Source organism: Rhodococcus sp. B50 (assembly GCF_013602415.1).
Classification (GTDB): Bacteria; Actinomycetota; Actinomycetes; order Mycobacteriales; family Mycobacteriaceae; genus Rhodococcus.
This window is the reverse complement of record NZ_WPAG02000002.1, coordinates 2808877-2831393: the sequence shown is the minus strand read 5'-3', so window position 1 is coordinate 2831393 and position 22517 is coordinate 2808877. Positions and strand designations below refer to the sequence as shown.

Here is a 22517-nt window from a genome sequence, read left to right as displayed (position 1 = left end):
CACCCCACTCGGGTCGTCCTGAAAACTGTAGCCTTCGTGGTCCGAGCGCCGCCCGCCGGATGCCGGGAGTACCGTCGTCGTTCGTGCCGTCCGATTCACCGTTGCCGCGCCCCGAGGGTGACGACCTCGCGCGTATGCGTGTCGACTACAGCCCGGCCGGGCCGACCGACGAGTCCCCGGCCGACCGCGATCTCACCCCCGGCGATGTCGCCGAGGGCTGGCTTCCGCTGCTGCGTACGTGGTTTGCGAACGCGGTCGCCACCGCGGTGCCCGAGCCCAACGCGATGGTGCTCGCGACTGTCGACGAGCACGGCCACCCGGCGACCCGCACCGTGCTGTGCAAGAAGATCGACGCCGACGGCCTGACCTTCTTCACGAACTTCGAGTCCGACAAGGGCCGTCATCTGGCCGGGCACCCCTACGCGTCGGCGACCTTCCTCTGGCTGCCGGTCTACCGGCAGGTGACGGTCCGCGGACCGGTCGTCCGCGTGTCCGACGAGGAGACGCTCGCGTACTGGCACACCCGTCCGCGCGGATCACGCCTCGGCGCGTGGGCGTCGCAACAGTCACGGCCGGTGGGGGAGCGGACCGATCTCGAGCACGCCCTCGTCGAGGCCGCCGAGCGGTACGACCTCGACGACGAGATCCCGGTGCCGCCGTTCTGGGGCGGATTCCGGATCGTGCCGGAGTCGGTCGAGTTCTGGCAGGGCCGACCCAATCGGTTGCACAACCGGATCCGTACTCGCGTCGTGGACAGTCGCTGGATCACCGAGCGTCTGCAGCCGTGAGGCGACTGCTCGCCGACACCACGCCCCTGCGCAACAAGGACTACGCCCGGCTGTGGTGGGCCGGGGTCGTCACCGTCATCGGTGCGCAGATGGCGGTCGTCGCCGTACCCCAGCAGATCTACGAGATCACTCGCAACTCCGCCTATGTGGGACTGACCGGTGTGTTCGGCCTCGTGCCGCTCGTGGTGTTCGGCCTGTGGGGAGGGGCGCTCGCCGATGCGATGGACCGTCGGAAACTGTTGCTGATCACCTCCACCGGTCTCGGTGTCACATCCCTGCTGTTGTGGGCGCAGGCCGCGAGCGGACTGAACAACGTGTGGGTGCTGCTCTGCCTGTTCTCGGTGCAGCAGGCGTTCTTCGCCGTCAATCAGCCCACCCGTGCGGCGGTGATCCCCCGACTGCTGCCGGTCGGGCAGATCGCGGCGGCCACTTCGCTGAACATGACGGTCGTGCAGTTCGGGGCGATCGCCGGGCCGCTGTTCGCCGGTGCCCTCATCCCCGTCGTGGGTCTGTCCACCCTCTATCTGCTGGACGCGATCTTCCTGCTCGCCACGCTGTGGGCGGTGGTCCGGCTCCCGGCGATCCCGCCGCTCGGCGAGGTCACCAAGGCCGGGCTGCGCGCGGTGTTCGACGGCTTCCGGTACCTGTCCGGCCAGAAGATCCTGCTGGCGTCGTTCGTCGTCGACATCGTCGCGATGGTGTTCGGGATGCCGCGGGCGCTGTTCCCGCAGATCGCTCACGAATCGTTCGGCGATCCCGCACAGGGCGGCTTCGCCCTCGGTCTGCTGTTCGCGGCGATGTCGGTGGGCGCGGTGATCGGCGGCGTCTTCTCCGGGTGGCTGCCGCGAGTGCAGCGACAGGGGCTCGCCGTGATCGTGTGCATCGTCCTGTGGGGCGTGGCGATGGTGGGCTTCGGTGCCGCCGTGTGGTGGGCCGAACCGGGCGGCAGCGGCCTGCTGCTGTGGGTCGCGCTGTTCTTCCTCGCCTTCGGCGGTGCGGTCGACATGGTGTCTGCGGCCTTTCGTTCGACGATGCTGCAGACCGTCGCGACCGACGAGATGCGCGGTCGGCTCCAAGGGGTGTTCATCGTGGTCGTCGCGGGTGGGCCGCGTATCGGCGACGTGCTCCACGGCGCGGCCGCAGCGGCTGTGGGCACGGCCGTCGCGGCGGCCGGTGGCGGTGTGCTCGTGATCGTCGGCACGCTCGTGTGCGTGGTCGCCTTCCCGGCCTTCGTGCGCTACCGGGTCTCACGCACCCTCGGGTGACGGCAGGTCCGCGGTTTCGTCGAGAGCAGCTTCGCCCCGAAGCGGGCCCTGTCTCGGTGACGGCGATGTGCGGATCCGAACGCCGGTGAGCATGCACTCGTCCTGTGCGAGCCTTCCGATACCTCCATACGAAACACGCTGTGGCGCACAGGAGTTATCTGTTCCGCCGGGGTTGCGGCCGGGCCGTGCGACGAGCGCGACACGACCACGGCCGGGGCATGTACGGGACGATGAACGACGCCGGGGTGGTGTGGCCGCCGACGGGCAGCCGGTGTCGCCGGCGATCCTCTCGGACTCGACAACCGGTGACCCCGGCACTTCCCTGGAGAGGCGCACCCGTCGCGCAGGCCACCGCCGCCGTCGTCGATGTGCTCCTCGCGGTGCTGTGAGTAGAGTGACCCGCGTGGGACGCCGGATACGCGCAGATCCCCGCGTAACGACCTTGGTGAGACTTGGGTATTATTGCCGCAGGTTATCGGCGTGTGCCGGCCTTGCGGCACAGTCGCGGAGGGTGCGGGCGAGCGTTCGGAACCCACATGGACGACATACCGATCGGGGACTTTCGGCGGACCCTGCCTCAGCGCATACCCCGCGCTACGGCTAGGTTCTACGTGAATGTCCGGAAGTTTCTCGTAGGTCTGAGCTTGAGAGGGATCCTTCGTGCCCGCTGAGAATGACACCAACCCCACCCTCAGCTACCCCGGTGGCGAACACACGATGTCGATCGCCAAGGCGACGGAAGGCAATGACGGTATCGAGCTGGGCAAGCTCCTCGCGGCGACCGGGTACACCACCCTGGATCCGGGTTTCGTCAACACCGCCTCCACCAAGTCGGCGATCACGTACATCGACGGCGAGAAGGGCATCCTGCGGTACCGCGGATACCCGATCGAGCAGCTCGCCGAGAAGTCGACGTTCATCGAGGTCAGCTACCTGCTGATCTACGGTGAGCTGCCGACCTCGGAGCAGCTCGAGGTCTTCACCGACAAGATCCGTCGCCACACCCTGCTGCACGAGGATCTCAAGCGGTTCTTCGACGGCTTCCCGCGCAACGCGCACCCGATGCCCGTCGTGTCGAGCGCGGTCAACGCTCTGTCGGCGTACTACCCCGATTCCCTCGACCCGGACGACTCCGAGCAGGTCGAGCTGTCGACGATCCGTCTGCTCGCCAAGCTGCCGACCATCGCGGCCTACGCGTACAAGAAGTCGGTCGGTCAGCCCTTCCTCTACCCCGACAACTCGCTGTCGCTGGTCGAGAACTTCCTGCGCATGACCTTCGGCTTCCCGGCCGAGCCCTACGAGATCGATCCCGAGATCGCCCAGGCGCTCGACATGCTGCTCATCCTGCATGCCGATCACGAGCAGAACTGCTCGACGTCGACGGTGCGTCTCGTCGGTTCGTCCGACGCCAACCTCTTCACATCCATCTCGGGCGGCATCAACGCGCTGTGGGGCCCGCTGCACGGCGGCGCCAACCAGGCTGTGCTCGAGATGCTCGACGGCATCCAGAAGTCCGACGGCGACGTCAAGGACTTCGTCCGCAAGGTCAAGAACAAGGAAGACGGCGTGAAGCTCATGGGCTTCGGGCACCGCGTCTACCGCAACTACGACCCGCGGGCCGCGATCGTCAAGAAGACCGCCGACCGCATCCTCAAGAAGCTCGGTGCGGGCGACGAACTGCTCGAGATCGCCATGAAGCTCGAAGAGGCCGCCCTCACGGACGACTACTTCATCGAGCGCAAGCTGTACCCGAACGTCGACTTCTACACGGGTCTGATCTACCGTGCGATGGGCTTCCCGGACCGCATGTTCACGGTGCTGTTCGCCCTCGGCCGCCTGCCCGGCTGGATCGCGCACTGGCGTGAGATGCACTCCGACCCGACCCTCAAGATCGGCCGCCCGCGTCAGATCTACACCGGCTACACCGAGCGGCCGTACACGTCCCTCGAGGAGCGCTGACCCTCGTAGCAGCCGGACATCTCGACCGAATCCCGACGAGGAGACACGCATGACAAAGCCCGAAATCGAGTTCCAGGAGGGCCCCGCCCCCACCCAGTTGGTCATCAAGGACCTGGTGGTCGGCGAAGGCGCCGAGGCGGAACCCGGATCGAAGGTCGAAGTCCACTACGTCGGGGTCGAGTTCGATACCGGTGAGGAGTTCGACTCCTCGTGGGGCCGCGGTGAGTCCATCACCTTCCCGCTGTCCGGCCTGATCGCCGGTTGGCAGGAAGGCATCCCGGGTATGAAGGTCGGCGGCCGTCGCCAGCTGACCATCCCGCCGGAGCTCGCCTACGGTCCGGCCGGATCGGGACACCGTCTGTCGGGCAAGACGCTCGTGTTCATCATCGACCTGCTCGCCGTGCAGGTGCCGCCGGAGGTTCCGACGGTCGAGCCGGCGACCGGTCCTGCGCCCGCCGATCTCGTGATCGAGGACGTCACGATCGGTGACGGCGACGAGGCCCAGCCGGGCGGCGTGGTCGACGTGCACTACCACGGTGTGGAGTACGAGACCAACGAGGTGTTCGATTCGTCGTTCGCTCGTGGCGACTCCGTCCGGTTCCCGCTGGGACGCCTGATTCCGGGTTGGCAGGAGGGCATTCCGGGCATGCGCGTCGGTGGACGTCGCAAGCTGACGGTGCCCCCGCAGCTCGCGTACGGACCGGCCGGTTCCGGGCATCCGCTCGGAGGTAAGACGCTGGTCTTCGTGATCGATCTGCTCGGCGTCGGATAAGCGAACAAGCGCAACGACATTCGAGGCCCGCAACACCGGTTGGACCGCCGGTGTCGCGGGCCTCGTCGTCGTTCGGGGGTCCGGCGCCGGACGTTCAGAGCCGGGGAGCGCCGAGCATCGACAGTGCGAGATCGACGTAGTTGCGGGCCAGGTCGTCGACGTCGACGCGGTCGGGGCGGTACCAACGGGCGACGTCGATCCCCAGCGACAGGATCGCGAGTGCGGCGGTGGGCACGTCGCCGACGCGGAACGCACCGCTGTCGACTCCGGAGGAGATGACCTCGCGGACCACGGCGTCGGTGCGTCTGCGGATCTCCGCGATCTCGCGGTAGTGCTCCTCGGAGAGCGCGTGCAGTTCGTACTGCGCGACGCGGCAGGTGGTGTGGTGCACCGCGTGGATCCGCACGAAGCGGTCGACGATCGCGCGCATCCGCTCGATCGGATCGGTGGAGCTCGCAGCCGCGCTCTCGACCTCCTCGAGAACGTGGAGGTGTCCGTTGCGGCCGGCTTCGAAGAGCACGGCCTCCTTGGAGGGGAAGTGCACGTAGAGCGCCGCGGGGCTCAGGCCCGCGCCGACGGAGATGTCGCGGGTGGTGGTCGCGTGGTAGCCGCGGTGAGCGAAGGACTCCACGGCGGAAGCGACGAGCCGACGTGCGACTTCGGATCCGCCACCGGGCAGAGCGGCCGGGGAGTCGACGGTAGCGGGGGCGTCGGGGGTCTGCTCGGGTGTGTCGGTCACGAAGTCCGTCCTGCGGGTGGTGGAGAAGGCGTCGTTGACATCATGCACCGGCGTTGGTCTACTGAGTGAGCGCTTAGTTCGTTCCTGCTGCGGCCGGATATCCGAGTCGCCCGAAAGGATCCTCGATGCCTTCTCCCGTCCTGTCCCGCCGCGACCTGGACTTCCTCCTGTACGACTGGCTCGACATCGAGTCCCTCACCGCTCGGAAGCGCTTCGCCGAGCACTCCCGGGAGACCTTCGACGCCGTGCTCGACCTGAGTGCCGACATCGCCACCAAGCACTTCGCGACCCACAACAAGAAAGCTGACGCGCAGGAGCCCCGCATCGGGGAGGACGGCCGCGTGGAGATCATTCCCGAGGTCAAGGAGGCCCTCGAGTTGTTCTCCAAGGCCGGGCTGCTCGCAGGCGGATTCGACGAGGAACACGGCGGGATGCAGTTGCCCGTGACGGTGCAGCGCGCGTCGATGGCCTGGTTCCAGGCCGCGAACGCCGGCACTTCCGCCTATCCCTTCCTCACCGCGGCGAACGCGAGTCTGCTCGTGGCACACGGCAGCGACGAGCAGATCGCCGACTTCGTGCCGCCCATGCTCGAGGGCCGCTTCTTCGGCACGATGTGCCTGTCCGAACCGCAGGCCGGGTCGTCGCTCGCCGACATCACCACCAAGGCCGAGCCCGCGGGCGACGGCACCTACCGCCTCACCGGCACCAAGATGTGGATCTCCGGCGGCGACCACGAACTCACCGAGAACATCGTCCATCTCGTCCTCGCCAAGATCCCTGGAGGACCGGACGGCGTGAAGGGCATCTCGCTGTTCATCGTCCCGAAGTTCCTCGTCGAGGCCGACGGTACCCTCGGTGAACGCAACGACGTCGCCCTCGTCGGTCTCAACCACAAGATGGGCAACCGCGGCACCACCAACACGCTGCTCAACTTCGGTGAGGGCGTCCACACGCCCGGCGGCAAGGCCGGTGCGGTCGGTTACCTGCTCGGTGAGCCGCACAAGGGTCTGTCGTACATGTTCCACATGATGAACGAAGCGCGGATCGGCGTCGGCTTCCTCGCCACCTCCCTCGGGTACGCCGGATACCTGCAGTCGCTCGACTACGCCCGCACCCGTACCCAGGGCCGGCCGCTCGGCGCGAAGGACCCGGCCTCACCGCAGGTCCCCCTCGTCGAACACGCCGATGTGCGACGAATGTTGTTGGCACAGAAGTCGTATGTCGAAGGCGCCCTGGCGCTGGGACTGTACTGCTCGACGCTCGTCGACGAACAGCGCACCGCCGAGAGCGAAGAAGCGCGCGCACGCGCCGGTCTGCTGCTGGACCTGCTCACGCCCATCGCGAAGTCCTGGCCGTCGCAGTGGTGCCTCGAGGCCAACAGCCTCGCGATCCAGGTGCTCGGCGGCTACGGCTATACCCGCGAGTTCGACGTCGAACAGTTCTACCGCGACAACCGCCTCAACCCCATTCACGAAGGTACCCACGGTATCCAAGGTCTGGACCTGCTCGGCCGCAAGGTGATCATGCAGGGTGGTGCTGCTCTCGCGCTGCTCGGCGACACAGTGGGACAGACCATCGCGCAGGCGACACAGGCCGGGGGTGACGCCGCCGCTTACGCGGAACAGCTGAGCGCGGCCGTGGGGCGCGTCGCGGAGACCACCGCGACACTGTGGTCCACCGGCGATCCCGCTGTGGCCCTCGCAAACTCGTCGGTCTATCTCGAAGCCGTCGGGCACGTCGTGGTGGCGTGGTTGTGGCTCGAGCAACTCCTCGCCGTGGGCGACCGCGAGGGTGACTTCTTCGAGGGGAAGCGCGCTGCCGCACGCTATTTCTTCCGCTTCGAACTGCCGAAGACCGGACCGCAGTTCGATCTGCTCGCGAGCCTCGACCGGACGACCCTGGACGTGTCATCGTCGGCTCTGTGACGGGCTCTCCCAGGTCAACGTGAGCGATCCGCCGACCGGTAGCGCATGCCACCGGTCGGCGTAGTCGTCGAAGATGTCCACGATCCGGTCGACCACCGGGGTGACATCGTGCGCGGGCACAGAGGCCGGCAGCCCGCGTGCCAGGCCGCGCCGCGCCTCCCAGACGGGAACGGCGATGCGCGCCAATGTCTCCGACCTGATCATGTCGGCCTCCGCACGCGGTGACATCGCGTGTTTCTTCGAGCGCCGGCGCCGGCTCGCCCGGGTCCGTTCGGCGTTGTCGGCGGGCCAGAACAGGCCGTTGTCTCCCGCGGCCACTTGCCCGAAGACGCCGAGTTCGATACCTGCCTCCATCTCGACCAGCAGGTGTACGAGGTCGTGGGGGAGATAGGGGTGACCGCCCGGGCCGTTACGCGGAGCGAGTTCCGGTCCGGTCTCGCGATGCACCGCGATCTCGTACCCGATGCCGGGACCTTTCGTGAAGACGACGTGCATGGTCGTCACGTTAGGTCCCGCGGGCAGGGGCCGCATCCGAATTTCAGGCGGACGCCCGCTCGACGAGCAACGACAGTGCGTGACGCACCGTCTGTGCGAGCACCTTCTCGGGGTCGCCGTCGAAGCGCTGCTCCTCGCTGCGGGTTCCGTCCGGACCGGTCGTCGCGAAGCAGACCGTGCCCGGCGGACGGCCGTCCTGCGGATCGGGTCCGCCGGCTCCGCTCACGGCGACGACGATCTCGGCTCCCAGGAGGCGGGAGGTGCTCTCCGCCATCGTGCGCGCCGCGGTCTCGCTGACCACCGGACCTTCGGGTACGTCCAGCAGCCCGTACTTGACCTCGCGCGAGTACGCGACGATGCCGCCGCGAAACCAATCGGAGCTGCCCTTCGCGGCACCGAGACGGGCCGCGAGCGTGCCTGCGGTGAGCGACTCCGCGCAGCCGAGCGTCAGCTCCTTGTCGGAGGCGAGCTGCGCGAGTTGCTCGATCAACTCGTCGGAGGTGTCCGTCCCCTCCACCACATCGTCATCGGCCATGCGTGTCTCCTTCCAGAGCATCGGGTCGCACCCAGCGGGTGAGCAGGGTGCCGTCGTCGTCGCACACCAGGTGCGCACGTCGCAGGGGAGTCAGGGCAGCCGTCGGTGAGTGCGCTATGCGCCCGGCGTTACCGGCGGCCAGAACCGGCGCCCAGGTCAAACACAGCTCGTCGACGACGCCGTCCTCGATCATGCGGCCGAACAGGCTCGGCCCGCCCTCGCACAGCACCCGGAGCCATCCCGCCTCGCCGATCGCGGCGAGCAGGGAGGGCCCGTCGATCGCCGCGTCGGCGATGACGCGGACGTCGCCTCCGGCGGCCTCGACCGCGCGTCGAGCGGTCTCGGGAGCACGTGCGGTCGTGAACACCACGGGCGGGACAGTCGTGTCCGTGAACAGTCGCAGGTCGGGTGGCAGGTCGCACGAGGCGGTCACCACTGCGACCGGCGGTATCGGAGTCAGTCCGGCCTCCTGCCGGCGCGTGCGCAGGGCCTCGCTCGTGCGGGCACCACCGTAGTTCTCGGCGCGCACGGTGCCCGCACCCACGACGATCACGTCGGCGAGCTCGCGCAGCAGCCCGAAGACCTTCTTGTCGGAAGGCGAGCCCAGGGCGCCGGACCGTCCCTCTACCGCCACGGCTCCGTCGAGGGAGGACACGAAGTTGATGCGAATCCATGGACGCGTGAGATCGTCCGGATATCCGTACAGGTCGCGCAGGGCGGTGTCGTCCACGCTGCGGGGCAGGGCCGGGTCGCCGTCGAGTCGTTGCATGGTTCCGATCCGATCCTCCTCGAAGTCCCGCCGAGCGGTCACGCGTCGTGTCCGGCGTCGATGTCCTTGACGTCTGCGAATGTGAGCAGACCGCTGCTGTCCTCCCGTAACTCACCGCGGTCCGGCTCGAGGAGGAAACCGACGTGGTCGCCCAGTTCGAATTGCCCCAGAATGCGTCCGGTGAACCATCCGGCAGCCTCGTCGAGGATGGGCAATCCGTGGGGGCCTTCCGTCCAGGAACAGCGGGCGAACTTGTCGATGTCGTCACCGGTGCGGCCGCCGAACAGTTCGGCGAGTTCCCGCGCGCCCGCGGGCAGCACATGCACGGCAAGGTTCTCGACGTCCTTCGCGATCCGGAATGTCCGATTCTTCTCGGACAGGCCCACCAGGAACCGGGCGGGATCGATCCCGGCCTGCGTGGCGAATCCGACGAGGCATCCGCTGAGTTCCTCCCCGGACCGCGTCGTGACGATGAACATGGGGTAGTCCAGGTGACCCACGATCGAATCGAATCCGTCGGAGGATCCCTGCAGCAAGGTGTCGGGCATGCGCTGAATCGTACGGCCGTTCGTGCGTCGGCGCGGAGGCGTTTGGTCGCCCTGTGACGGTGGGTACTCGCTGCACCATGGAACCCGAGCACGGAGCGCAACGGGGGTCCGGCGCCACCCTCGCGCCCGACGACCCGCGTAAACCCGACTCTCCGACCGATCTGTCCAAGCCGTCGTGGAAGTACGTGCTGCGCAGGACTGTTCGAGAGTTCAGTCGGGATCAGTGCACCGATCTCGCCGCCGCGCTGACGTACTACGCCGTCCTGTCCCTGTTCCCTGCCCTGCTCGTCGTGGTCTCGTTGCTCGGCGTGTTCGGCCAGGGGCAGACGACGGTGGATGCCGTGCTCGGCATGGTCGAGGACCTCGGGCCGTCCTCCGCCGTCGACACTCTCCGAGGACCGATCGAACAGCTCGTCGCCGCACCGACAGCCGGATTCGCCCTGGTCGTCGGTATTCTCGGTGCGCTGTGGTCGGCATCGGGATATGTCGGCGCCTTCGGCCGCGCCATGAACCGGATATACGAGATCGAAGAGGGGCGGCCCGTCTGGAAGCTGCGCCCGCTGATGCTGCTGATCACCGCAGTGGCCCTGGTGGCCGCGGGTGCCACCGCCCTGATGCTCGTGATCAGTGGTCCGGTGGCACGTACGATCGGCGACATCATCGGTCTCGGCGACACCGCCGTGACGGTGTGGAACATCGTCAAGTGGCCCGTGATGCTCGCGCTGGTGGTCATGATCGTCGCGGTGCTGTACTACGCGACACCCAACGTCTCCCAGCCCAAGTTCCGCTGGGTGAGCCTCGGATCGCTCATCGCGATCCTGGTGTGGATCGTGGCCTCGGTGGGATTCGCCTTCTATGTCTCGAATTTCGGCAGCTACAACAAGACCTACGGATCCCTCGCCGGCGCAGTGATCTTCCTGCTGTGGTTGTGGATCACCAACCTGGCCCTGTTGTTCGGTGCCGAGTTCGACGCCGAGATGGAACGTGGCCGCCAGCTGCAGGCCGGTATGCCTGCAGAGAAGACACTGCAACTGCCCGAACGCGATTCACGCGCGAGCGAGAAGAACGCCGCCAAACTCGAGGAACTCGTCGAGCACGGGCGGAAGCTGCGTGAAGCCCACAGCACCGACAGCACCGACAGCTTCTCCGGGGAGGCGACGGACTCCGTGGGCCCTCCCGGACCCGCGACGGAAAGGAATCCGCGATGACGACGACGCCCTCCGGTAACTCGCGTCCTGTGGCCGAACAACCGAAGAACCTGTCCACGGTCGAACTCACCGAGCGGCTCACCGAACAGGTGTCGACCCTGGTCCGGACCGAGGTCTCGCACGCGCTCGAAGAGGTCAAGTCCAAGGGCACCCGTATCGGTGTGGGCGTGGGGATCTCGGGCGCGGGAGCGATCCTGTTGTTCCTGGGGTTGGCGACCCTGATCGCGACGGCCGTGCTCGGACTGGCCACCGCGGTCGAACCGTGGCTCGCGGCATTGATCGTCGCGTTGGTGGTGCTCGCCGTGGGCGGAATTCTCGCGGCAGTCGGCGCTTCGAAGGCCAAGAACGCCGCGCCGCCCGTGCCGGAACGCACCGTAGCCAGTGTCCGCGCCGACATCGAGGCCGCGAAGGGAGCAACGAAGTGACCGCATCCGACAACGGTGGGCGTCCGGAGGACGTGGCCGACATCGAACGCCAACGGGCCGAACTCGCCGCGACCGTCGGCGAACTCACCGACCGGCTCGACGTGCCCACGAGGGTCAAGCAGTCCGCGGCGGAACGCGCCGAGGTGGTGCGTAACCGGCCCGACCTGATCGCGGCGGCCGGCGGAGTGCTCGCTGCGGTGATCGTGCTGGTGATCGTGAGGCGCCGACGCCGCACGTGACGTAGGCATATCCCGGCGGACGGATACTCGTGCTCTGCCCCGAGTATCCGTCCGTTGCGGTGTGCACGCTCGGTGGCGTGCCGTCAGCCGCCGAGTTGCTGCTTCAGCGCGTCGAGCACCGCGGGATCCTCGATCGTCGACGGCACCGTGTACTCCTCGTGGTCGGCGATCTGCCGCATCGTCTTGCGCAGGATCTTGCCGGAGCGTGTCTTCGGGAGGGCCTGGACCACCGTCACGTCGCGGAAGGTCGCGACCGCGCCGATCTGGTCACGGACCATCGCGACGAGTTCCTGACGCAGCGTCTCGGGATCGATCTCCACGCCCGCCTTGAGCACCACGTAACCGGACGGGCGCTGGCCCTTCAGTTCGTCGCGGATGCCCACCACCGCGCATTCGGCGACGGCAGGATGCCCGGCGACCACGGCCTCCATGCTGCCGGTCGAGAGCCGGTGCCCGGCAACGTTGATCACGTCGTCGGAGCGGCCGAGGACGAAGACGTAGCCGTCCTCGTCGATGTAACCGGAATCGCCGGTGAGGTAGTAACCGGGGAAGGTATCGAGATACGAGCGGCGGTAACGATCGTCGTCCTGCCACAGGCCGGTCAGCGTGCCTGGCGGCAACGGGAGCCGGATGACGATGTTGCCCTCGGTGTTCGGGTCGACGAGCGTGCCTTCGCCGTCGACGATCTCGACCCGGTATCCCGGAACGGGGACGGTCGGGGATCCGGCCTTGAGCGGCATCGCCTCGAGGCCGCGCAGATTGGCGGCGATCGCCCATCCCGTCTCGGTCTGCCACCAGTGGTCGACCACCGGACGGTCGAGCACCTTCGTCGCCCAGTGGTAGGTGTCGGGGTCGAGGCGCTCACCGGCGGCGAAGAGCGTCTCCAACGAGTCGATGGGGTACTTCTTCAGCTCCTCGGCGTTCGGATCCGCCTTGCGCACCGCTCGGATCGCGGTGGGAGCGGTGAACAACGCCTTGACGCCGTTCTCGGCGATGATTCGCCAGAACGCACCCGCATCGGGGGTGCCGACGGGCTTGCCCTCGTACATCACCGTCGTCGCGCCCACCAGCAGCGGCCCGTAGACGATGTAGGAGTGGCCGACCACCCAGCCCACGTCGGAGGCGGTCCACCACACGTCGCCCGGATCGATGTCGTAGATGTTGTGCATCGACCATGTCAGAGCGACCGCGTGCCCGCCGTTGTCGCGCACCACGCCCTTGGGCTTCCCCGTGGTGCCGGAGGTATAGAGGATGTAGAGCGGGTCGGTCGCCGCGACCGTCACGGGCTCGGCGGGAGCGGCGTCGGCGCAGAGCTCGTCCCAGTCGAACCACGCCGCCGAGGAGGCCTGGTAGTCGCCCGCCGAACCGGGGATCTGCTCGCGATCCTTGACGATCACGGTGTGCGGCGGCGTCGGCGACAGACCGATCGCCTGCTCGACGATCGGCAGGTACTCGATGGTGCGGCCCGGTTCGAGACCGCCGGAGGCCGTGACCAGCACGACCGGCTTCGCGTCGTCGATGCGGGTCGCGAGTTCCTTCGCGGCGAACCCACCGAAGACCACCGAATGCACCGCGCCGATACGGGCGCAGGCGAGCATCGCGATCGCGGCCTCGGGGATCATCGGCATGTAGACGATCACGCGGTCGCCGGCCGCGACACCCTGGTCGCGCAGCACCCCGGCGAACTTCCCGACCTCGTCGAGCAGCTCCGCATAGGTGTAGGTGCGCTTGGCCGGGACCATCGCCGAATCCCAGATCAGCGCCGGACGATCGCCGTGGCCCGCGCGCACGTGCCGGTCGAGCGCGTTGACGCTCGTGTTCAGGGTGCCGTCAGGGAACCACTTGTACGACGGTGCCGCCGAGTCGTCGAGGGCTCGCGTCGGCGCGCTCTCCCATTCGACCGCCTGCGCGGCCTCGAGCCAGAATCCCTCGGGATCCTCGGTGCTCCGGCGGAACGCCTCCTCGTACGAGCCCATCGCTTGTATCCTTCCTCGACGGCAGTTGTGGCCCGAACCACTCTATGGGACCTGCGGTGGGGTGACCCCGTGTCTGCGTCGGACGGACACGATCGCGCGACGAGCGGGCGAAGTGCCTACCCTGACCCGCATGACCTCGATAGCGGAAGACGTTCTGCTCCTGCTGCTCGACGACGAATCGGGAAAGCCTGTCGTCGACGGTGTCAGATTGCCCCGCGTCCTTGCCGGAGCGGTGCTCCTCGAACTCGCGCTCGACGACGTCGTGGTGGTCGACACCGTGGGAGATCAGGTGAAGAAGGGACGGATCGCGGTGCGACATGCGGCGCGGCCCGCGGACCCCATCCTCGCCGAGGCCGTCGACCGCCTTTCTTCGGGAAGGCCCGTGAAACCGACGGCGGCCATCGAGAAGTTGCAGAAGGGCCTCCAGGACAAGCTCCTCGAACGGGTCGTCGAGAACGGCTGGGTCTCGGAGGAGCGCGGAAAGATCCTGGGGTTGTTCCCGACGACGAAGTGGCCTGCGATCGATTCCACCCACGAACAGCGCGTCCGCGACCTGATCCGTGCTGCGCTGATCGACGGGCTGACGCCGGAGCCCCGCACCGCGGCACTGATCGCGTTGCTGTCGGCGGCGGATGCGGCGCCGAAGGTGTTCCCGGACGCCGACAAGCGGGCGGTGAAGAAGCGGGCGAAGGACATCGCGCAGGGCGAGTGGGCGGCGAAGGCGGTGCGCGACGCCGTCGCGTCCGTCAACGCGGCGATGATCGCCGCCGTCGCGGCCGGTGGAGCGGTGGCCGGTTCGAGCGGCTGATCCGATCGCGACAGGAGACGGTCAGGATGGCACGCCGAGCTTCCGGTACCGCTCGATCCGTCGCCGGTAGCGGTCCTCCGCGGGTTCGTCGGTGAGGATCGCGAGTTCGCGCGCGACCGCCGCGCCGACCCGTTTGACGAAGGAGACGGGTTCCTCGGTGGCGTCCGGGTACTCGGGGACGACCGCGTCGACGACCCCGTTGCGCAGCAGGTCGCGGGAGCGGATCCCCTGATCCTGCGCCATCGCCGGTGCGTGGGTGGTGTCGCGGTGCACGATCGCACTGGCCCCTTCGGGTGGGAGCGGGGCGAGCCAGCCGTGCTGCGCGCACAACACCCGGTCGGCGGGCAGCAGGGCGAGCGCACCGCCCCCGGTGCCCTGGCCGAGCAGCACCGACACCGTCGGGGTGGGCAGAGTGACGAGATCGGCGAGGCAGCGAGCGATCTCGGGTGCCAGCCCGCGCTCCTCGGCCTCCTTCGACAACGAGGCGCCCAGGGTGTCGATGACGAGCACGAGCGGCAGACGCAGTTCGTCGGCGAGACGCATCGCGCGCCGGGCTTCGCGCAGCGCACCCGGCCCCATCGTGCGTTCGGGTGACTGTCCCGCGCGGTCCTGACCGAACATCACGCACGAGACTCCGCGGAACCGGGCGAGCGAGAGCAGGACGGTGCGGTCGGACTCGCCCTCACCGGTCCCCGACAGGGGTACCTGCGCGGAGGCGGCGTGCCGCAGCAACTGCCGGATGCCGGGTCGTTCGGGACGCCGGCTGAGCATTACCGACTGCCAGGCCGGGATGTCGGGGACGTCGTCGACGGTGGTGATCGCCGGGCTCGACGTCACCTCGGGCCGGTTCGGCTCGACCAGCACGCGCAGCAGCCGGTGCACGACCTGCCGCACACCGCCGAGGGGCACGACCCCGTCGATCACGCCCTTGCGGTAGAGGTTCTCCGCCGTCTGCACGTCCTCGGGGAAGTTCTCCTGATAGAGCGCCTTGTAGACGCGCGGGCCGAGGAAGCCGACGAGCGCGCCGGGTTCGGCGGCAGTGACGTGCCCGAGCGACCCCCACGACGCGAACACGCCACCGGTCGTCGGATTGCGCAGGTACACGAGATAGCCGAGATGAGCGGCCTTGTGGGCGGCGACGGCGGCGGCGATCTTCACCATCTGCACGAAGGCGAGGGTGCCTTCCTGCATGCGGGTGCCGCCCGAGGTGGGGGACGCGAGCAGGGGCAGTCCCTCGGCCGTCGCGCGTTCGACGGCGGCGACGATACGTTCGGCGGCGGCGACGCCGATAGAGCCTGCGAGGAAGGAGAATTCGCACACGATCAGCGCGACACGCCGGCCGTGGACGGTGCCCGAACCGGTGAGCACGGATTCGTCGACACCCGACTTCTCTGCGGCCCTGCTCAGATCGGCGAGGTACTTCTCGCCGGCCCCGACGTCGATGGGCGGAACGTCCCAGGAGACGAAACTGCCCGGGTCGAGCACCTTGTCGATGAACTCCTGCGCCGAGATCCTGCCACCGGCCACGTTGCCTCCACCTGTCCTCGTCGGTCGAGGTCAACCTATACCGACGCGAACGAGGGGGAGGATATGTGCGTCGTCTTGCGAGAAACCGCACATATCCTCCCCCTCGAAGCGGGGTCGGCTACCGGCCGAGCGCTTCCTTCCACGTGACCGTCCGGCCGATGCGCAGGATCGACCGCTGGTAGATGCGCGCGGCGATCACGCTGAGCACTCCGATGGCGATCACCATGAGCACGATCGTGCCGACGATCTGCATCGGCGTGGCCACACCCGCGGCGATGCGCAGCGGCATGAGGATCGCCGAGAACGGTGGGATCCAGCTCAGCGTGGTGCTCCATCCGGCCTCGGGATCGTCGACCGACGAGAAGGCCGCGAAGAACATCGCGAGGATGAGGAACACCAGCGGGCCCGAGGTGGAGTTGACGTCCTCCTGCCTCGATACCATCGATCCCGCCGCCGCGTAGAGCACGGCGAAGAACGCGAAGCCGAGGACGAACCAGCCGAGGGTGCCGGCGAGAACCCCGAGGGCGGTGCCGGTGATCGTGAGGGTGCCGGTGGCGAGCGCGGTGCCGACTCCGACCGCACCGTAGGCGGTGAGCTGCAGGAGCCCCACCGCGCCGATGCCCAGGATCTTGCCCCACAGCAACTGCAGCGGCCGCAGGGTCGACAGCAGCAGTTCGACGACCCGCGAGGACTTCTCCTCGACGACACCCATCGCAACGTACATGCCGAACATCAGGATCTGCATGTACAGCAGGACCACGGCGATGATCGAGAGGATGATGCGTTGTCCCTGTTCGGGATCCGGCGGCTCGAGGGCGTCGACGGTCACGGTCGCCGTGGCCACGTCGGCCGCGACAGCAGCGGGATCGACACCGCGGTCGGTCAGCGCGGCGACCTGGGCCTGCTGCACGACCGCGGCCTCGACGACCGCTCGGACATCGGTGTCGAGCTCCGATTCGGTGATCGCGGTGACGGACGCACCGTCACCGGGCACGAGCGCGACGTCGAGATCGCCGGAGGACACCCGGTCGCGCGCGGTGGCGGCATCCGGAACCTCGGAGACCTCGAGCGGGGTGCCGACGGTCTCACCGAGCGATTCGATCGTCGTCTGCAGCGTGGGTGCGCCCACGACTCCGACGGTGGGCCGGTCGTCGTCGCCACCGGACAGGACCGAGGTGGCGACGATGCCCACGACGATCGCGACGAGGATGATTGCGTTGCTGATCAGGAAGCTCTTCTTCTGAACCTGTGTGACGAACTCGCGCGACGCGACGAGGCCGACCGCTCGGGCGTTGCTCAACGGGGCGCTCATGCGGAAACCACCTCTCGGAACAGCTCGGTCAGGGACGGGCGCCGGAGCGAGAACTCGTGGACGGGACCGGTGGCCAGGGCGGCCTTGAGGATCAGCTGGTCGTCGGCGCCGGGGGTGACGGTGAGCACGGTGCGCTCGTCTTCGTACTCGGCGTGCGTGACTCCCGGCAGACCGTGCGCCCAGCCGCGGGGTGCCTGCGGCGCGTGGACGACGAGGAGAGCGTCGCCGCCGGCGCGGAGGTCGTCGACGGTGCCGACGGCGCGCATCCTGCCTGCGCCGATGATGCCCACCCGGTCGCACAGGCGCTGGACCAGGTCGAGCTGGTGGCTCGAGAACACCACCGGGACGCCGCCTTTCGCCTTCTCCAGCAGGACGTCGCTCATGACGTCCACGGCCACCGGGTCGAGTCCGGAGAACGGCTCGTCGAGGACGAGCACCTTCGGGTCGTGCACGAGCGCCGCGGCGAGCTGCACGCGCTGCTGGTTACCGAGCGACAGGGCGTCGACGGTATCGCCGAGACGTTCGGCGATACCGAGCCGCTCGGTCCACCGCTGCACCGCCTCCGTCGCCTCCGTCTTCGAGAGTCCGTGCAGCCGAGCGAGATAGGACAGTTGCTTGCCGACCTTCATCTTCGGGTACAGGCCGCGTTCCTCGGGCATGTACCCGATGTTGCGGCGCATCTCGAGGTCGACGGGCCGCCCGTCGATGCGGACTTCGCCGGCGTCGGCGGACAGGACTCCGAGGGCGATCCGCATGGTGGTGGTCTTGCCTGCTCCGTTGCTGCCGACGAAGCCGAACAGCTCACCGGGGCGTACCTCGAAGCTCACGCCGTCGAGAGCGACCTTGTCGCCGTAGCGTTTCGAGAGATCGTCGATGGTCAGTGTCACAGCAGGTCCTCCGGGTCGTCGTCGGGGCGGGTCCAGGCGAGCAGAACGGCGGGCAGGCAACCGCTGAACAGTATCGAGGCGAGAGCGAATCCGCCTGCCGAGTACGCGAGTGCCTGATGGTCGATCGATGCGATCGAGGCGCTCCACAGCAACGCGAAGATCGGGAGCATCACCAGGCCCTGCGCCACGGACAGGCCGATCGAACGGGCGCTGTTGCGCTCGGCGATCTCGCGTTCGTCGAGGGCGTGACGCGGAGCGTCGGACTGCCGCCCCGACACGATCTGCAGGCACGTCCACGTGGGCAGGAATGCCAGCGTGACCGGCAACCAGGCGATTGCCGCCCACCTCGTGAAATACGACGCGATCGCGGTGACGAACATCAGCGCGATCAGTGTCACGACCGCGCCGGCGAGGATGCGCCGGCGGCGCCGGGTGCGCCAGTTCGGCATCCATCCCGAAGTGATCTCCTCGTTCTTCAGAAACCGGCGGGTGCGGTAGTTCTCGTAGCGGTCGAGCAGCGATTCGGTGGTCATCAGGCCTCCTTCCGAGGCTTGTACAGCTCGGTCGACAACGGCGTGAACTCGGTACGGGAGAAGACGGCTTCGACCGGCAGTCCGAACACGTCGCAGATACGGAAGGCGAGATCGAGACTCGGATAGTGGTCGCCGCGTTCGAGTGCGCCGACGGTCTGCGGGTTCACATCGATGAGCGCGGCCAGTTGTGCGCGGCTCATGCCACGTTCCGCGCGCAGGACGCGGATGCGGTTATAGATGGGGAGAGTTTCCCCACGACGTACCGGACTCATGAAACAAAGTGTTGTGAAAACACAACACTTTGTCAACAGCTGCTGACGAACATGCACGTCGCAACGTTCTCGGTCGGTGGTGTGCTCAGTCGTCGTCGACGCCGCGCAGACGGTCGAGTTCGCGGCGTTCCTTCTTCGTCGGACGACCCGCTCCGCGGTCGCGGCGGGGAAGCGCCGCCAGGATCTCCTTCGGCGGAGGAGGGGGACTGTGATCGATGTAGGCCGTGGCGGCGATCGGTGCGCCCACCCGCTTGTTCACGAGCTGGGTGACCTCGACGATCTTCTCCGTGCCGTGGGCACGCACACGGACCTCGGCGCCGATCGTCACCGGCGTCGACGGTTTGGCCGTCACACCGTCGACCCGGACGTGCCCGGCGCGGCACGCGCTCGCCGCGGCGGACCGGGTCTTGAACAACCGGACCGACCACGTCCAACTGTCCACCCGCACGCTTCCACCCATCTACAGCAACTCCTCACTCAGCTTCCCGTCGTCGAGCATCCATCGACGCGTGGTCCGCGTGGTCTCCAGCATGCGGCGATCGTGCGTGATCAGCAGCAGGGTGCCTTCGAAACTGTCGACGGCCTGCTCGAGCTGCTCGATCGCCGGCAGGTCGAGATGGTTGGTCGGTTCGTCCAGCACCAGCAGATTGACGCCGCGGGCCTGCAGCAGCGCGAGCCCGGCGCGGGTGCGTTCGCCCGGCGACAGCGACGACGCCGTGCGCAGGACGTGGTGCCCCTCGAGGGCGAACTTCGCCAGCAGGGTCCGGACCTCGGCGTCCGGCCACTCGGGCACGTTGCGCCCGAACGCCTCGACCAGCGGTTCGTCGCCCTCGAACAGGCTGCGGGCCTGATCGATCTCACCCACCAGCACACCCGACCCGAGCGACGCGCGCCCGGAATCCGGTGCGATCGTGCCGAGCAGCAACCGCAGCAACGTGGATTTCCCCGCGCCGTTCGGGCCGGTGACGACGATGCGGTCGCCCCACTCGACCTGCGTGGTGACCGGGCCGAGGACGAAGTCGCCCCGCCGGACGACGGCGTCGTCGAGGGTCGCGACCACCGTGCCGCTGCGTGGGGCGGCGGCGATGGACATGCGCAGTTCCCATTCCTTGCGCGGTTCCTCGACGACGTCGAGTCGCTCGATGCGCCGCTGTGTCTGCCGGGCCTTCGCCGCCTGCTTCTCGGTGGCCTCGGCGCGGTGCTTGCGCCCGATCTTGTCGTTGTCCTTGGATTTGCGACGTGCATTGCGGACACCGTGCTCGAGCCAGTTCCGTTGCATCCGAGCGCGTTCCTCGAGCTGGGTCTTCGTGTCGGCGTACTCCTCGAACTGCTCACGGGCGTGCCGGCGCGCAACCTCGCGCTCGACGAGATACGCCTCGTACCCGCCCTCGTACACGGAGATCTGCTGCTGCACGGGATCGAGTTCGACGATGCCCGTCACCGTGCGCGCGAGGAACTCGCGGTCGTGGCTGACGACGACCAACGCCGTCCGCGTCTCGTCCACGAACCGTTCGAGCCTTTCGAGCCCGGCCAGATCCAGGTCGTTCGTCGGCTCGTCGAGCAGCAGGACGTCGTAGCGCGAGAGCAGCAGTGCCGCCAACCCGGCGCGGGCGGCCTGGCCACCGGAGAGCGCCGTCATCGGAGCGTCGACGCCCACCTCCAGACCGAGGTCGTCGATCACCTTCTCGGCGCGCTCGGCGAGGTCGGCCCCGCCGAGCGCCAGCCACCGTTCGAGCGCCGGGGTGTAGTCGTCCTCGTCGGAGTCGCCGAGTCGCTCGGCAGCGACGTTCATGACGCGTTCTGCCTCCGCGACACCGGTTCGACGTGCGAGGAAACCGAGGATCGTCTCGCCCGGCACCCGTTCGGGTTCCTGGGCGAGATAACCGATGGTGGCGTCGGGCGGGCTGAGGATCACGGAACCGGTCACATCGGCGTCCCCCACTCCCGCAAGGGTCGTGAGCAGCGTCGATTTCCCGGCGCCGTTCGCCCCCACCAGGCCGATCACGTCGCCCGGTGCGACTGTGAGATCGAGTCCGTCGAACAGGACACGTTCCCCGCGGGAGGCCGACAGGCCGTTGATACGAAGTGTTGCGCTCACGCACCGAGTATCCCGGGTGCGTGGAGTCGGAGTTCCGGCGCGGGTCGGTACCGGCCACGAACCACCCGTCAGCCCCGGCACTCCGCGGGCACGATCCCACCGTCGTCCACCGGGACGACGTCGAGTGGGTTGTCGATCTCGTCGCGTCGTGTCCGGGCCGCGACGATCACGATCACCGCGGCGACGGCCGGCACGAACCCGGCGACCGCGAAGGTCGGCGCGAGTCCGACCGTGAGAGCCAGCGGCCCGGCCACGGCCATGGACAGCGGCATGAACACGATCGAGACGAAGAAGTCGAGACTCGACACCCGACCCAGCAGGTGCGCGGGCACCCGCCGTTGCAGCAGCGTTCCCCACACGACGGACCCGGCGTTGAACAGGGCGCCGACGACGAACACTGCGGCGATCATGACGAGCACCGATCCGGAGACCCCGATGACGGCGAGGGGGACGCAGCCCAGACCCCACATGAGGAGCGGGACGGTGAGATAGCGCCTCGGCAACCGGAGCGACGCCACGATCGTCGACCCGACCGCGCCACCGACGCCGAAACCCGCCATCACCATCGCGTGCTGGAAGGGGCCACCCCCGGCCGACTCGCGGATCGCGAACGGGATGAGCACCTCGATCGGTCCGAGCACACAGAGGACCGCGACGGACCCGAAGAGGAGCGTTCCGAGCAACCAGGGGGTGTGCACGGTGAACCGCACGCCTTCCACGAGATCGTCCACGACGGAACGGAAACCGCTCGTTCCGTCCGTCCGCGCGTCGCCATGGCGGGCCGCGGTCGGACGCATCGCGAGAATGCACAGCGCCCCGACCACCTCGAGGAGCGCGACCATGCACAACGCGACTGCGGGGGACGAGGCGGCCACGACAGCGCTCGCCGCCGCCGGACCGGCCGCCTGCATGAGCGTCGGCCGGAGCACTCCCTCGACGCCGTTGGCGGCGAGCAGATCCTGCGGAGGGACGATGGACGGCAGCAACGCCGAATAGGCCGGGAACTGCACACCGTTCGCCAGGCCCAGCGCGAACCCCACGACGGTGAGATGCCAGAAGGTGAGCGATCCGCCGACGGCGAGTGCCGCCGTCACCGCCACCAGCACCGCACGTGCAATGTACGTCGCGAAGAGCAGGGTGCGTTGTGGAATCCGGTCGGCGAGGACACCGCCGGCGAGCGCGACGAGGAGCATGCCGACTGCCGGTCCGACTGCGACGGAAGACAGTTCGGCCGGACCGCCACCCATCTCGACGACCTGCCACACCACCGCGATGAGCCAGGTGCCCACGGACAGCAGTCCCGCCGCGAGCGCCAGGATCAGCAGGCGGTACTGCGGGTGGGCGAACGGCCGCACGGGCCCGCGCGCCAGGCGCGGACGCCGGTGCGTCGGTGGTGCGGTGTGGTTGCTCATCGTGTTTCCCGGTCGTCGAACGGTC

23 protein-coding genes and 1 pseudogene are annotated in these 22517 nt (G+C 68.2%); 10 read left to right on the top strand and 14 right to left on the bottom strand.

All coding sequences use genetic code 11. The features are described 5' to 3' along the window. Window positions 1-59: 59 nt before the first annotated feature. From pdxH to GON09_RS28370, 5 genes and pseudogenes are all read left to right on the top strand, one after another. Entirely contained in the window at window positions 60-788 is a 729-nt protein-coding gene (gene pdxH / locus GON09_RS13355; RefSeq protein ID WP_213932197.1) for a pyridoxamine 5'-phosphate oxidase, read from the top strand. Next, complete coding sequence (locus GON09_RS13350) at window positions 785-2053, top strand: MFS transporter (RefSeq protein WP_213932196.1); 1269 nt, start codon at window positions 785-787, stop codon at window positions 2051-2053. The genes pdxH and GON09_RS13350 overlap by 4 nt, the downstream gene beginning before the upstream one ends. 660 nt (window positions 2054-2713) lie before the next feature. Beyond that, window positions 2714-4012 (top strand): citrate synthase, encoded by a 1299-nt coding sequence (locus GON09_RS13345; RefSeq protein ID WP_080968201.1) that lies wholly within the window; start codon window positions 2714-2716, stop codon window positions 4010-4012. A gap of 49 nt (window positions 4013-4061) precedes the next feature. Next, a pseudogene (locus tag GON09_RS28375) lies at window positions 4062-4412 on the top strand (FKBP-type peptidyl-prolyl cis-trans isomerase); the annotation flags it as partial. 6 nt (window positions 4413-4418) lie between these two features. Next, window positions 4419-4784 (top strand): FKBP-type peptidyl-prolyl cis-trans isomerase, encoded by a 366-nt coding sequence (locus tag GON09_RS28370; protein WP_307854512.1) that lies wholly within the window; start codon window positions 4419-4421, stop codon window positions 4782-4784. Window positions 4785-4878: 94 nt separating this feature from the next. On the opposite strand, the gene GON09_RS13335 is transcribed toward GON09_RS28370, so the two are convergent. After that, entirely contained in the window at window positions 4879-5523 is a 645-nt protein-coding gene (locus GON09_RS13335; protein WP_374195320.1) for a TetR/AcrR family transcriptional regulator, read from the bottom strand. Between the two features lie 125 nt (window positions 5524-5648). Between GON09_RS13335 and GON09_RS13330 the strand changes: the two genes are divergently transcribed. Continuing rightward, a complete protein-coding gene (locus tag GON09_RS13330; protein ID WP_213932193.1) occupies window positions 5649-7448 on the top strand; it encodes an acyl-CoA dehydrogenase in 1800 nt (599 codons plus the stop codon). On the opposite strand, the gene GON09_RS13325 is transcribed toward GON09_RS13330, so the two are convergent. The 4 genes from GON09_RS13325 to GON09_RS13310 are packed head-to-tail and all read right to left on the bottom strand — an operon-like array spanning window position 7431 to window position 9795. Then, window positions 7431-7943, bottom strand: a complete 513-nt coding sequence (locus GON09_RS13325) for a hypothetical protein (protein WP_213934438.1) — start codon at window positions 7941-7943, stop codon at window positions 7431-7433. The two genes, GON09_RS13330 and GON09_RS13325, sit on opposite strands and share 18 nt — an antisense overlap. A 43-nt stretch (window positions 7944-7986) precedes the next feature. After that, the gene (locus GON09_RS13320) at window positions 7987-8478 is read right to left on the bottom strand and encodes a CinA family protein (protein WP_213932192.1); all 492 of its coding nucleotides are present in this window, start codon (window positions 8476-8478) and stop codon (window positions 7987-7989) included. Further along, complete coding sequence (locus GON09_RS13315; RefSeq protein WP_213934437.1) at window positions 8468-9247, bottom strand: pyrimidine reductase family protein; 780 nt, start codon at window positions 9245-9247, stop codon at window positions 8468-8470. The genes GON09_RS13320 and GON09_RS13315 overlap by 11 nt, the downstream gene beginning before the upstream one ends. Before the next feature lie 38 nt (window positions 9248-9285). Further along, on the bottom strand, window positions 9286-9795 hold the full coding sequence (locus GON09_RS13310; RefSeq protein WP_213932191.1) for a flavin reductase family protein: 510 nt from the start codon (window positions 9793-9795) through the stop codon (window positions 9286-9288). A 77-nt stretch (window positions 9796-9872) separates the two neighbouring features. Here GON09_RS13310 and GON09_RS13305 point away from each other — a divergent pair, with 77 nt between their 5' ends. From GON09_RS13305 to GON09_RS13295, 3 genes are read left to right on the top strand one after another with little or no spacing between them, the layout of a single operon-like run. Beyond that, complete coding sequence (locus tag GON09_RS13305; protein ID WP_213932190.1) at window positions 9873-11003, top strand: YihY/virulence factor BrkB family protein; 1131 nt, start codon at window positions 9873-9875, stop codon at window positions 11001-11003. Beyond that, a complete protein-coding gene (locus GON09_RS13300; RefSeq protein WP_213932189.1) occupies window positions 11000-11428 on the top strand; it encodes a phage holin family protein in 429 nt (142 codons plus the stop codon). The genes GON09_RS13305 and GON09_RS13300 overlap by 4 nt, the downstream gene beginning before the upstream one ends. Beyond that, window positions 11425-11667, top strand: a complete 243-nt coding sequence (locus tag GON09_RS13295; RefSeq protein ID WP_213932188.1) for a DUF3618 domain-containing protein — start codon at window positions 11425-11427, stop codon at window positions 11665-11667. Before GON09_RS13300 ends, GON09_RS13295 begins: the two co-directional genes overlap by 4 nt. Before the next feature lie 83 nt (window positions 11668-11750). On the opposite strand, the gene GON09_RS13290 is transcribed toward GON09_RS13295, so the two are convergent. Next, window positions 11751-13643, bottom strand: coding sequence for a propionyl-CoA synthetase (locus GON09_RS13290; protein ID WP_213932187.1), 1893 nt, complete (start codon window positions 13641-13643; stop codon window positions 11751-11753). Between the two features lie 130 nt (window positions 13644-13773). Between GON09_RS13290 and GON09_RS13285 the strand changes: the two genes are divergently transcribed. Then, a complete protein-coding gene (locus GON09_RS13285; RefSeq protein WP_213932186.1) occupies window positions 13774-14451 on the top strand; it encodes a GOLPH3/VPS74 family protein in 678 nt (225 codons plus the stop codon). A gap of 21 nt (window positions 14452-14472) precedes the next feature. Here GON09_RS13285 and GON09_RS13280 read toward each other — a convergent pair whose 3' ends face one another. The 8 genes from GON09_RS13280 to GON09_RS13245 all read right to left on the bottom strand — a co-directional run bounded on the left by GON09_RS13280 (window position 14473) and on the right by GON09_RS13245 (window position 22492). Continuing rightward, window positions 14473-15978, bottom strand: a complete 1506-nt coding sequence (locus GON09_RS13280; RefSeq protein WP_213932185.1) for a carboxyl transferase domain-containing protein — start codon at window positions 15976-15978, stop codon at window positions 14473-14475. Between the two features lie 118 nt (window positions 15979-16096). Then, a complete protein-coding gene (locus tag GON09_RS13275; RefSeq protein WP_213932184.1) occupies window positions 16097-17290 on the bottom strand; it encodes an ABC transporter permease in 1194 nt (397 codons plus the stop codon). Further along, a complete protein-coding gene (locus GON09_RS13270) occupies window positions 17287-18177 on the bottom strand; it encodes an ABC transporter ATP-binding protein (protein ID WP_213932183.1) in 891 nt (296 codons plus the stop codon). Before GON09_RS13270 ends, GON09_RS13275 begins: the two co-directional genes overlap by 4 nt. Next, window positions 18174-18710 (bottom strand): hypothetical protein, encoded by a 537-nt coding sequence (locus GON09_RS13265; RefSeq protein WP_213932182.1) that lies wholly within the window; start codon window positions 18708-18710, stop codon window positions 18174-18176. Before GON09_RS13265 ends, GON09_RS13270 begins: the two co-directional genes overlap by 4 nt. After that, window positions 18710-18982, bottom strand: a complete 273-nt coding sequence (locus GON09_RS13260) for a helix-turn-helix transcriptional regulator (RefSeq protein ID WP_016934131.1) — start codon at window positions 18980-18982, stop codon at window positions 18710-18712. The genes GON09_RS13265 and GON09_RS13260 overlap by 1 nt, the downstream gene beginning before the upstream one ends. An 85-nt stretch (window positions 18983-19067) precedes the next feature. Next, entirely contained in the window at window positions 19068-19442 is a 375-nt protein-coding gene (locus GON09_RS13255) for an RNA-binding S4 domain-containing protein (RefSeq protein WP_213932181.1), read from the bottom strand. After that, window positions 19443-21080 (bottom strand): ABC-F family ATP-binding cassette domain-containing protein, encoded by a 1638-nt coding sequence (locus tag GON09_RS13250; protein WP_213932180.1) that lies wholly within the window; start codon window positions 21078-21080, stop codon window positions 19443-19445. It lies immediately after the preceding gene. Window positions 21081-21148: 68 nt separating this feature from the next. Further along, window positions 21149-22492, bottom strand: coding sequence for an MFS transporter (locus tag GON09_RS13245; RefSeq protein ID WP_213932179.1), 1344 nt, complete (start codon window positions 22490-22492; stop codon window positions 21149-21151). Between the last annotated feature and the right edge of the window lie 25 nt (window positions 22493-22517).

Excerpts from the sequence above, each read along its gene's own strand:
- GON09_RS13245 (WP_213932179.1), bottom strand. The coding sequence starts at position 22,492 with ATGAGCAACCACACCGCACCACCGACGCACCGGCGTCCGCGCCTGGCG.
- GON09_RS13315 (WP_213934437.1), bottom strand. The coding sequence starts at position 9,247 with ATGCAACGACTCGACGGCGACCCGGCCCTGCCCCGCAGCGTGGACGAC.
- GON09_RS13325 (WP_213934438.1), bottom strand. The coding sequence starts at position 7,943 with ATGCACGTCGTCTTCACGAAAGGTCCCGGCATCGGGTACGAGATCGCG.
- GON09_RS13310 (WP_213932191.1), bottom strand. The coding sequence starts at position 9,795 with ATGCCCGACACCTTGCTGCAGGGATCCTCCGACGGATTCGATTCGATC.
- GON09_RS13265 (WP_213932182.1), bottom strand. The coding sequence starts at position 18,710 with ATGACCACCGAATCGCTGCTCGACCGCTACGAGAACTACCGCACCCGC.
- GON09_RS13285 (WP_213932186.1), top strand. The coding sequence starts at position 13,774 with ATGACCTCGATAGCGGAAGACGTTCTGCTCCTGCTGCTCGACGACGAA.
- GON09_RS13300 (WP_213932189.1), top strand. The coding sequence starts at position 11,000 with ATGACGACGACGCCCTCCGGTAACTCGCGTCCTGTGGCCGAACAACCG.
- GON09_RS13255 (WP_213932181.1), bottom strand. The coding sequence starts at position 19,442 with ATGGGTGGAAGCGTGCGGGTGGACAGTTGGACGTGGTCGGTCCGGTTG.
- GON09_RS13320 (WP_213932192.1), bottom strand. The coding sequence starts at position 8,478 with ATGGCCGATGACGATGTGGTGGAGGGGACGGACACCTCCGACGAGTTG.
- GON09_RS13275 (WP_213932184.1), bottom strand. The coding sequence starts at position 17,290 with ATGAGCGCCCCGTTGAGCAACGCCCGAGCGGTCGGCCTCGTCGCGTCG.
- GON09_RS13305 (WP_213932190.1), top strand. The coding sequence starts at position 9,873 with ATGGAACCCGAGCACGGAGCGCAACGGGGGTCCGGCGCCACCCTCGCG.
- GON09_RS13260 (WP_016934131.1), bottom strand. The coding sequence starts at position 18,982 with ATGAGTCCGGTACGTCGTGGGGAAACTCTCCCCATCTATAACCGCATC.
- GON09_RS13290 (WP_213932187.1), bottom strand. The coding sequence starts at position 13,643 with ATGGGCTCGTACGAGGAGGCGTTCCGCCGGAGCACCGAGGATCCCGAG.
- GON09_RS13330 (WP_213932193.1), top strand. The coding sequence starts at position 5,649 with ATGCCTTCTCCCGTCCTGTCCCGCCGCGACCTGGACTTCCTCCTGTAC.
- pdxH (WP_213932197.1), top strand. The coding sequence starts at position 60 with ATGCCGGGAGTACCGTCGTCGTTCGTGCCGTCCGATTCACCGTTGCCG.